The organism is Desulfosarcina sp. (assembly GCF_055467485.1).
In genome coordinates this window covers 1-8,773 of sequence record NZ_JBUOIV010000103.1, presented here as the reverse complement: position 1 = coordinate 8,773, position 8,773 = coordinate 1, and the positions used below count along the sequence as shown (strand labels likewise).

Annotated in this window: 8 protein-coding genes; 5 read left to right on the top strand and 3 right to left on the bottom strand. The window is 58.5% G+C overall.

Annotated elements, in window-relative coordinates:
* The 4 genes from ACZCED_RS24200 to ACZCED_RS24185 form a co-directional block, all read left to right on the top strand.
* A partial coding sequence (locus ACZCED_RS24200) for a TOBE domain-containing protein (RefSeq protein WP_464862014.1) occupies positions 1 to 559 on the top strand: 559 nt, incomplete at its 5' end.
* Positions 560 to 622: 63 nt separating this feature from the next.
* Complete coding sequence (locus ACZCED_RS24195) at positions 623 to 2,392, top strand: FAD-binding protein (protein ID WP_464862013.1); 1,770 nt, start codon at positions 623 to 625, stop codon at positions 2,390 to 2,392.
* Between the two features lie 30 nt (positions 2,393 to 2,422).
* On the top strand, positions 2,423 to 2,764 hold the full coding sequence (locus tag ACZCED_RS24190; RefSeq protein ID WP_464862012.1) for a 2Fe-2S iron-sulfur cluster-binding protein: 342 nt from the start codon (positions 2,423 to 2,425) through the stop codon (positions 2,762 to 2,764).
* Positions 2,764 to 3,342: an L-2-amino-thiazoline-4-carboxylic acid hydrolase gene (locus ACZCED_RS24185; RefSeq protein ID WP_464862011.1), complete on the top strand. Its 579-nt coding sequence runs from the start codon at positions 2,764 to 2,766 to the stop codon at positions 3,340 to 3,342. The genes ACZCED_RS24190 and ACZCED_RS24185 overlap by 1 nt, the downstream gene beginning before the upstream one ends.
* 28 nt (positions 3,343 to 3,370) lie before the next feature.
* Here the strand turns inward: ACZCED_RS24185 and ACZCED_RS24180 are convergent, their stop codons facing one another.
* A complete protein-coding gene (locus tag ACZCED_RS24180) occupies positions 3,371 to 3,700 on the bottom strand; it encodes a hypothetical protein (RefSeq protein WP_464862010.1) in 330 nt (109 codons plus the stop codon).
* A 690-nt stretch (positions 3,701 to 4,390) separates the two neighbouring features.
* Here ACZCED_RS24180 and ACZCED_RS24175 point away from each other — a divergent pair.
* Positions 4,391 to 7,468 (top strand): aminotransferase class III-fold pyridoxal phosphate-dependent enzyme, encoded by a 3,078-nt coding sequence (locus ACZCED_RS24175; protein ID WP_464862009.1) that lies wholly within the window; start codon positions 4,391 to 4,393, stop codon positions 7,466 to 7,468.
* Positions 7,469 to 7,893: 425 nt separating this feature from the next.
* On the opposite strand, the gene ACZCED_RS24170 is transcribed toward ACZCED_RS24175, so the two are convergent.
* The gene (locus ACZCED_RS24170; RefSeq protein WP_464862008.1) at positions 7,894 to 8,190 is read right to left on the bottom strand and encodes a PilZ domain-containing protein; all 297 of its coding nucleotides are present in this window, start codon (positions 8,188 to 8,190) and stop codon (positions 7,894 to 7,896) included.
* Positions 8,191 to 8,297: 107 nt separating this feature from the next.
* Positions 8,298 to 8,773: HAD family hydrolase (locus ACZCED_RS24165; protein WP_464862007.1), on the bottom strand; the 476-nt coding region annotated here is incomplete at its 5' end.

The window sequence follows — 8,773 nt, the reverse complement described above, 5'->3', positions numbered from 1 at the left end:
GCGCGAGCTCGCCACGACGAGCATCTACGTCACCCACGACCAGGTCGAGGCCATGACCATGTCCTCCCGGCTGGCAGTCATGGATAAGGGAGTGGCCGTTCAAATCGATCATCCCAAGGGCATCTTTCAATACCCAACCAACCAGACCGTCGCGACATTTATCGGCACACCGGCCATGAACATTCTGCCGGCTGTGGTCCAAATATCCGGCGATGGTCAAAAGCTGCTGCGGGTGGCCGGACACACCTTTCCGATTCCGGACCGTCACTATGACACGCTGACCGGTTGCGAACAGGCCGAAGTCGGCCTGCGACCGCAGTCGATTCGCCTGCTGCCGCCGGCCTCCGACAGGATCTTCGGCAAGGTGCTGCTCAAGGAGCCGCTGGGACTCGAAGACGAATTCATTGTCGAGGTCGCCGACGGTATTCGCGTGGTGGTCGTGGCCCACGATGGGCTAGGAATAAAGGAGGGCCAGGAGGTCGGACTCGACTTCGACCCCGCCGATCTGTATGTCTTTCACCTGGATTCACAAAAGACATTGTGCTGCGGGATCGCCTGAAAAACGTTTTTGCCGGTTTTTTCCCCATCCCGGAGATGCAACCTTCACGAAAGGAAAACATTTATGAGCACGCGTGTCATCGAAACAGATGTTCTGGTAGTCGGCGGCGGCGGCGCTGCATTCCGGGCGGCCATCGGCGCCCGGGAAGGCGGCGCCCGCACCGTGATGGTAAGCAAGGGGCCGCTGGCCCGCTGCGGCGCCACCCCCATGGCGGGCGCCGACTTCACCCTGGACGGCCTGAGCCTCAGCAAGCTGGGCTTTCCGGGCGAACCGGCCAAGGACAGCCCGCAAACTTTTTTCAGCGATATCGTCCACCAGGGTTTTTTCCTCAACAACCAGAAACTCCTGGAACAGTATGTGGCCACGGCGCCGGATTGCCTGCGGGAGCTGATCGAGTGGGGCATGCCCGTGCGAAGATCCGAGGAGCGGGCCATCTACACCACCGGCATCCAGATGGTCGATGCCCTGCACCGACAGGCCAAAAAGGTCGATGCCGAGCTGATGGAAGACGTCATGATTCTGGATCTGGCGGTATCCGGCGGCCGCATCGTCGGCGCACTGGGCCTGGAAGTGAAGACCGGCAGCTTCATTCAATTCCAGGCACCGTCCGTGGTCATGGCCACCGGCGGTTGGCACAAGGCCTTTTGGCCCAACACCGGCATGCGGGACCTGGCCGGCGACGGGATCGCCATGAGCCACCGGGCCGGCGCAGATATCGGCAACATGGAATTCATTACGTTCTGCTGCAATATCGCCCTCACACCGCCGCGCTGGCGGGGCAGCCTGGCAACCTACATCCTGACCTTTCTCGGCGGGGAACTGATCAACAGCCGGGGCGAGACATTTCTGGACAAGTACGACCCTTTCGTGGTCGAAAAGGGCTGGTTTATGGAATGGAACAAGGGCTTTCTCTCCTATGCCAGCGCCCGTGAAGTCCGGGAAGGCCGTGGGTCCCCCCTGGGAGGCGTCTGGTATCGGCGCGGCGGCATACCCTGGGAAAAATTCGAGGCCGATGCGCTGGCGATTTTTCCCAAATGGAAATACAAGGCCCTCGATCTGGCGGGCATGGACCAGCTTCTGAAGGAAAACAAGGGCATCGAAGTCGGGCCGGTGGTTGAATACTTTGACGGGGGCATCGTGGTCGACGAGCGCCTGGCGACCACCCTGCCGGGGCTGTTCGCCGCCGGCGAATGCACGCTGGGGCCTTTCGGGGCCAACCGCGTCTGTGCCGCCACCACCGAGATGCTGGTTCACGGCCGGGATGCCGGACGCCACGCCGCCGCCTTTGCCCGGCAGGCCGGCGCCGGTGCCGGCCGGCAGGTGTTCGACGAATTGACCGATCGGGCCCTGCGGCACCTGGCAAAAACCAGCGGCGAACGGCCGGCCCGGGTGCGGCGTCAGGTGCAGGAACGCGCCCACGCGGTTTTAGGTCCCATCCGCCGGCCCGACGAACTGGAAAACTTCCTGGGCTTTCTGAACGGCGTTCAGGCCGGCATCGACGACCTGGCGCCTTCCTCGGCCGTGCGCGCCTACAACAAGGAGTGGATCGACATCCTAGAGCTCAAGAATATCGTGCACCTGCTGCGGGCTGCGGCCGGCGGCGCACTCTTCCGCAAGGAGAGCCGGGGGGTTCACTTCCGTGAAGACTTCCCGCAGACGGACAACGACGGCTGGCTCAAGGAAACCATCATCCCGCCCGCAGCAGGAGAATTCGAAATCACCACCCGCGCCCCGGCCATCACCCAGGTCACACCGGCCGGCGGTAAAGTCGATTATCTTCAGATGTGGAAACAGATGATGGCGGCCCATTCCGATGTCGGCGGGCACCATTGAGCGGGATGTCAACCAAGGGGAGGAATTCGAATGCAATCAAAATTGATTAAAGCGAGCGTCTTCCGGTTCGATCCGGAGCGGGACCGGGAGTCTTTTTTTCAGGAATATGAGGTGCCGTGGGAACACGGCATGACCGTTATGGATGCACTTGACCACATTTACCATCAAATCGACGGCACCCTGGCCTATTACGACCATGCGGCCTGCAAGCTGGGGATTTGTGCGCGGTGCACGGGCCGTGTCAATGGCACCCCCGGACTGCTGTGCCAGATCGAGGTCAGTGACAACATGGTCATCGAACCCATGCCGAACAAGCACATCGTTCGTGATCTGGTCTTCGAACGGGCCCATAAAGAAAGCGAGGCAAGCTGATGCAAAAAAGCGAAAAGAAAGTCCCCCTGGAAGAGGCCATGGAGCAGGTGCGCACGGTTGGCGTTCGCCTGGCCCTGATGCACCTGGCCTACGCCCGCACCCTGGTCGAGGAGCACGGCATGGAGAAGGGCCGCGACCTGATCGTCAAGGCCATGATGGCTTACGGTAAACTGGTTGGTGAACGCAACCAGGCCGGCCGCCAGGACCTTCCATGGTACGGCTTCCACGACAAATATGTCTACAAGGACAAAACTTACGTCGACACGCGCGAAACTTCAGGCGATGACTTCGACCATGCCTTTTTCAGGGTCTACGGCTGCATCCTGGCCAAGACCTTCCTGGAATACGACGAGCCGGAACTGGGGGCGCTTTACTGCTACGTCGACCCGGCCAAGAGCATGGCCGCCAATCCCGAGTGCAAGCTGATCCACACGGCCTGCGAGGTCTGCGGCGACGGGTACTGTGCTTTTGAAACCCTGCCGACGACCCAGGAAGAACGCGCCGATTTCAAAAACCAGGACCCCAAATGGAGGCATAACGACTCCATTTTGCTGCGCAAGGTAAAAGACGAGGGGTAGTTAGAGCGCAAGCGGCCGGCAAACCCCATCACGGCACACCGATCGTGTTGCCCTCTTCACACCACCGGCTCTTGTCCCCGCTGAGCGCATCCTTGGAATCATAAACGGTGCTGGAATAGCGGATGCCTCCGGTGCGCGTGTTAATGCGCTGTCTCTGGCCCTGTTTGACGATTCCCTGCCAGATTTGCGGCCCTTTATTGCCCTGACGGTCCTCCTCCCAGACAACCACGATGGTGTCCACAGTGGTTGCTTCAAGATAGCAGTTAAGATCTCTTCTGTCGGCCTTAAGGGGCGATACCGGCGCCGACAACACGATCACGAAAATCACGAACAGGGCCACTTTCCCAATCCGATGCATAACTTGGTTCCTTTTCTGCTTCATGTATTCTCATCAAACGTTTCCGTTGCCGCCGGATACGGCCGGACCGAATCCGGAACCGGCCGGCTGTCATATTAACAAAGTATATCACAAGTATTGTTAACAGTCATCAGGCCCAGTTCCGGCGCCTTTCTTAAGCCGTCATCCTCGCTGCAAAGTCACTTATTGGCACCGCTTTCAGCCAAAATATTTGCCACCGTATGCGCCGTACTTAAAACCCGTCTAGCGAATTTGGCGGACAATGAAAGTGCGTTGGTTCAAGAATGATGTATGAAAAAAAAATTAATAGGGCGTTTGGACCAAACTAACTTGGAGGTTATGAACAATCCAAAAAACTTGAAAAACTTATCATATCGGCACGTTAACCCTAAAGTCGCGAAAATTCCATAACGTAGGGTGTGCAGAGCCCACCCTACTCTTCCCAGTTGACGGGAGAGGCCGGGTGGGGGTGAAATTAAATGGATATTTTTCTTATCCCTGAATTTTTGCTATGGAATCGAAATATTTTGACACATTTGCCGGTTTCAGCTAAACAAAAACCTTTTATCACGAGCTCTGGCCGGCTTCAAATCAAATGGCCCCAGACCGGTCAGACGGCTTGGCCTGAGCTTTGCGGATAGCCGAAATACCTTACGCCCTCATTGAAAACCTGGAAGGAAGTAAATTTCGATGACATCCATCGTACAACATGCCCCTAAATTTACTGAAGCCGATGCCGTCCGGATTGCACAAGAAGTGTTTGCCCTTGAAGCCGTTGCCAAGCGCCTGCCCAGCGAGCGGGACCAGAACTTTCGCCTGACGGCCGCCGATGACGGGGCCTATGTTCTCAAAATAGCCAATTCCACCGAGTCCCGAGCTGTGCTCGACTTTCAGAACCAGGCCATGCTGCACATCGGCCGCAAGAGCGAAGCGCTGGCACAAAAGATGGCGGTTGCCCCCCGGGTCTGCCTGTCTACAGCCGGAGAGCAGATTGCCTCGACCCGGGCAGAGGATGGAACGGCCTTTTATATTCGCCTGCTAACCTATCTGCCCGGCAAACCCCTGGCCCTGGTAAAGCCCCACCATGCAACCTTAATGACCAGCCTGGGACAGTTTTTCGGCAATCTCAGCCGGATGCTGCAGGATTTTGACCATCCGGCCGTTCACCGCGACTTTCACTGGGATTTAAAAAGCGCCGGTCACGTCATCGGCGCCAACTTGGATCTCATCCGGGATGCCTCGCAAAAGCGCCTCGTGCATCAATTTCTCGAGCATTACCGGGCCGAAGCCGAAGCGCAGCTGCCCGATTTGCGCACCAGCACCATCCACGGCGACGGCAATGACTATAACGTGCTGGTGGCGCCGGCCGGCCGCTGGCACCACCACGTGAGCGGCGTCATCGACTTCGGCGACATGGTCCACACTCACACCATCAACGAGCTTGCCATCATCTGCGCCTATGCCATGCTGGACAAGGCCGACCCGCTGGCCACGGCCCGGGCCATCGTTGCCGGCTTTCACCAAATTTTTCCGCTGACCGAACAGGAATTGGCGGTGTTATTCGATCTGATCTGCATGCGCCTGTGCATGAGCGTCTGCCATTCGGCCAACCAGTCCCGCCATGAACCGGACAACGAATATCTGCGCATTTCGGAAAAGCCGGCCTGGGAACTGCTCAAGCAACTGGCTGCCATCCACCCCCGTCTGGCCAACTACAGCTTCAGACATGCCTGTGGGCTGCCGCCGGTGCCCCGGCATGAACAGGTGACGGGCTGGCTGCAGCGCAACGCCGGAAGCTTCGGCCGGATAGTGGATGATGATCTGGGGGCGGAAAACCAGCTGGTGCTCGATCTGAGCGTAGGCAGCCTGCTGCTGGGCCAGGACGGCCACGGTGCCGACCTGAAGGCGGTCAGCAAAAAAATTTACGGCCAAATGAAGGCCGCCGGCAGGGAAGTCGGCATCGGCCGCTATAACGAGGCTCGGCTGGTCTACACCACCAAGTTATTCAAGGCGCAGACCGAGGAAATGACCGAACATCGGACCATCCACCTGGGAATCGATCTGTTCAAGTCCAGCGGCGCACCGGTTTGTGCCCCATTGGCCGGCAAGGTGCACAGTATGGCCAACAACCCGGCGCCGCTGGACTACGGACCGACCGTCATTTTAGAGCACCGAACCGCTGAAGACGACCCCTTTTATACGCTCTATGGCCACCTGAGCCCGGATTCGCTGACCGGCCTCGGGGCCGGTATGCCGGTTGAAAAGGGGCGGCAAATCGGCACCATCGGAGAGCCGGCATCGAACGGGGGTTGGACGCCGCATGTTCATTTTCAGATTATCCTCGACCTGCTCGGCCAAAGCGGCAATTTCCCCGGTGTGGCCCGGCCCAGCGAGCGCGATATCTGGCTGAGTATCTGTCCCGATGCCAACCTGATCCTGGGCATTCCCCAAAGCTGTCTGGCAACCCGCTGCCGCAGTGAATCCGAAATCCTGGCCCTACGCCGCAAGCGCCTGGGCCGGAACCTGAGCATCTCCTACCGCCGGCCCCTGAAGATCGTACGGGGCAGGGGACAATATCTGTATTCCGAGGACGGCCTTAAATACCTGGACGGGGTCAACAATGTCTGTCACGTGGGCCACTGCCATCCCCATGTGATTGCCGCCGGTCAACTCCAGATGCCCGTTCTCAACACCAATACCCGCTATCTGCACGACAACATCATCGAATTCGCCCGGCGCCTGTTGTCGAAGTTCCCATCGCCGTTGGAAGTCTGTTTTTTTGTCTGCACGGGCAGCGAGGCCAATGAACTGGCCCTGCGGCTGGCCCGCACCTACACCGGGCGGCATGATGTCGTCATGGTGGACGGTGCCTACCACGGCAACACCCAGGCCCTGATCGATATCAGCCCCTACAAGCACGACCGGCCCGGCGGCAGGGGGGCGCCGGCTTGGGCGCACAAAGTCGTCATGCCGGACGGCTACCGCGGTGCGCACAAAGGCCACGGCGCCGAGACCGGTGCCCGTTACGCCGCCTATGTTCGCGAGGCCGCCGAAAAGATCCAGGACGGCGGTGTGGCGGCCTTCATCTGCGAGAGCATGCTGGGCTGCGGGGGCCAGATCGTGCTGCCGGACAATTATCTGCGCCAGGCATTTGCACATGTTCGGGCGGCAGGCGGCGTGTGCATCGTCGACGAAGTACAGGTGGGGTTCGGGCGCGCCGGCAGCCATTTCTGGGCCTTTGAATCCCAGGATGTGGTGCCCGACATTGTCACCCTCGGCAAACCGATGGGCAACGGCCATCCGCTGGCCGCCGTCATTACCACGGCTGAAATCGCCGATGCCTTTGCCAACGGCATGGAGTATTTCAATACCTTCGGCGGCAACCCGGTCTCCTGTGCCATCGGGATGGCCGTGCTGGACGTCATTGAAGCCGAGGGGCTGCAGGAAAACGCCCGCCGGACCGGTCAGCGGCTTCTGGCAGGCCTGAGGGGGCTGCAGGACAAATATCCGCTGATCGGCGACGTGCGGGGCCTGGGACTTTATACCGGAATTGAGCTGGTGACCAATCGTGAAACTCTGGAGCCCGCCACCGAACACGCCAACCATGTCATCAACCGGATGAAGGATCACGGCATTCTGATCAGCACCGACGGCCCGCTGGACAATGTGCTGAAAATGAAGCCCCCGCTGGTTTTCAGCGAAAACAACGCCGATGAAGTGGTTGCCGTCCTGGACAAGGTACTGGCAGAGGATTGCCTGCAGCCGTAGGCGCTTAGCAAAGCGGCAGCGGCTATTTCTTATCCATGCTGAGTGATGATTTTAGGTGTCAGGCCGCTTTTGAACGAATATTGAAAATTGAAGATTGAATATTTAAGGTATTCTCTCGATTTTATTTATAAAGGTTGAGTGAGGGGACTGACACCCGAAACCTTTTATGAAAATTCGTATATTGCAACTGCTGGCGTAGGGCGGGCCTCTGTGCCCGGCGGAATGGAGCGGCGCAGAGGTCGACCCTACGTCGGCACAAAACAAAAGCTTCATGTATCGATCAGACCGGCCGTTGTTTTGGCCGGCGGTCCGCTTTCGGCGGAACACCTGAAACCTAAAATATTGCCCTAATAGCACACACCCTGCGACAACCGGCGGCAATGCCATAAAACGGGGATTGTGGATTTTTATCAGAAGGGACCAGGTCAGCAGAACTGCATGCCGACCCCGTAGGAATAGTCGTAGGATCCGGGGGGCAGCGGACGGCGCCACCTGATTTCGGCGAGGTATCGCCCGGGCGCTAAAATATCCTGGGCGCCGTTGATCCTGAGGCGGAGTCTTCTGCCCGGTCGCGGGGCGTAGTCGGATATCAGATAGACGCCATCGGCGCTGTAGTTGTAAATGACGCCGTTGTAATAAAAGCCGGTTCGAAAATCTTCAAGAGTTACAGGAGTTTGAGCTTCAAACCGCAGGCTGTTGCGCTGGTATGCCAAGGCCGTCATCAAACACCCTTTCCATTCGTTCGAACACCGTGAAACCGGTATTCAGGAGCCGCGTTCGTTTTCTGAACCCACCAATTTTCCAAAGAGTAAGACAGTTTTACCGTGTGTCAAAGGATAATTTCCCTTAACCCGTCAAAGCTCTCAATGACATGGTCGGCCCCGGCCGCCAGCAGGTCTTTTTTCAGGCGCTGCCGGTCGGGCGCCGACAAGACAATTCCGATTCCCTGACAGCCCGCCTCGGATGCGGCAGCGGCCAGCATGTCATCCGGCATATCGCCGACATAATACACCTGTCCGAAAGCTTCAGGACAATTTTTGATGATGGCATCCAGCATATAGGGGTGGGGCTTGCTCAAGGCCACCCGGCTGCCTTCCTGCTTGAAAATGCGATTTTCTTCCGCAAGGCAATCATCAAGGGTCAGGATCTGAGAGAAAAATGGGTTCAATCTGAAATGCTGCAGCGGGTATTCGGCTTCGGCCCGGGGGCGGCCGGTGGCGATGGCCAGGACGTTCCCATCGGCCAGTTCGGCCAGAAGCTGCCGGTCGATCAGCACTCTTTCCCGCAGGATAAAGCCCTCGCCCC

What these genes read in the sequence shown, in the direction of transcription:
- ACZCED_RS24190 (WP_464862012.1), top strand. Translation starts at nt 2,423, where the DNA reads ATGCAATCAAAATTGATTAAAGCGAGCGTCTTCCGGTTCGATCCGGAG.
- ACZCED_RS24175 (WP_464862009.1), top strand. Translation starts at nt 4,391, where the DNA reads ATGACATCCATCGTACAACATGCCCCTAAATTTACTGAAGCCGATGCC.
- ACZCED_RS24185 (WP_464862011.1), top strand. Translation starts at nt 2,764, where the DNA reads ATGCAAAAAAGCGAAAAGAAAGTCCCCCTGGAAGAGGCCATGGAGCAG.
- ACZCED_RS24180 (WP_464862010.1), bottom strand. Translation starts at nt 3,700, where the DNA reads ATGCATCGGATTGGGAAAGTGGCCCTGTTCGTGATTTTCGTGATCGTG.
- ACZCED_RS24195 (WP_464862013.1), top strand. Translation starts at nt 623, where the DNA reads ATGAGCACGCGTGTCATCGAAACAGATGTTCTGGTAGTCGGCGGCGGC.
- ACZCED_RS24170 (WP_464862008.1), bottom strand. Translation starts at nt 8,190, where the DNA reads ATGACGGCCTTGGCATACCAGCGCAACAGCCTGCGGTTTGAAGCTCAA.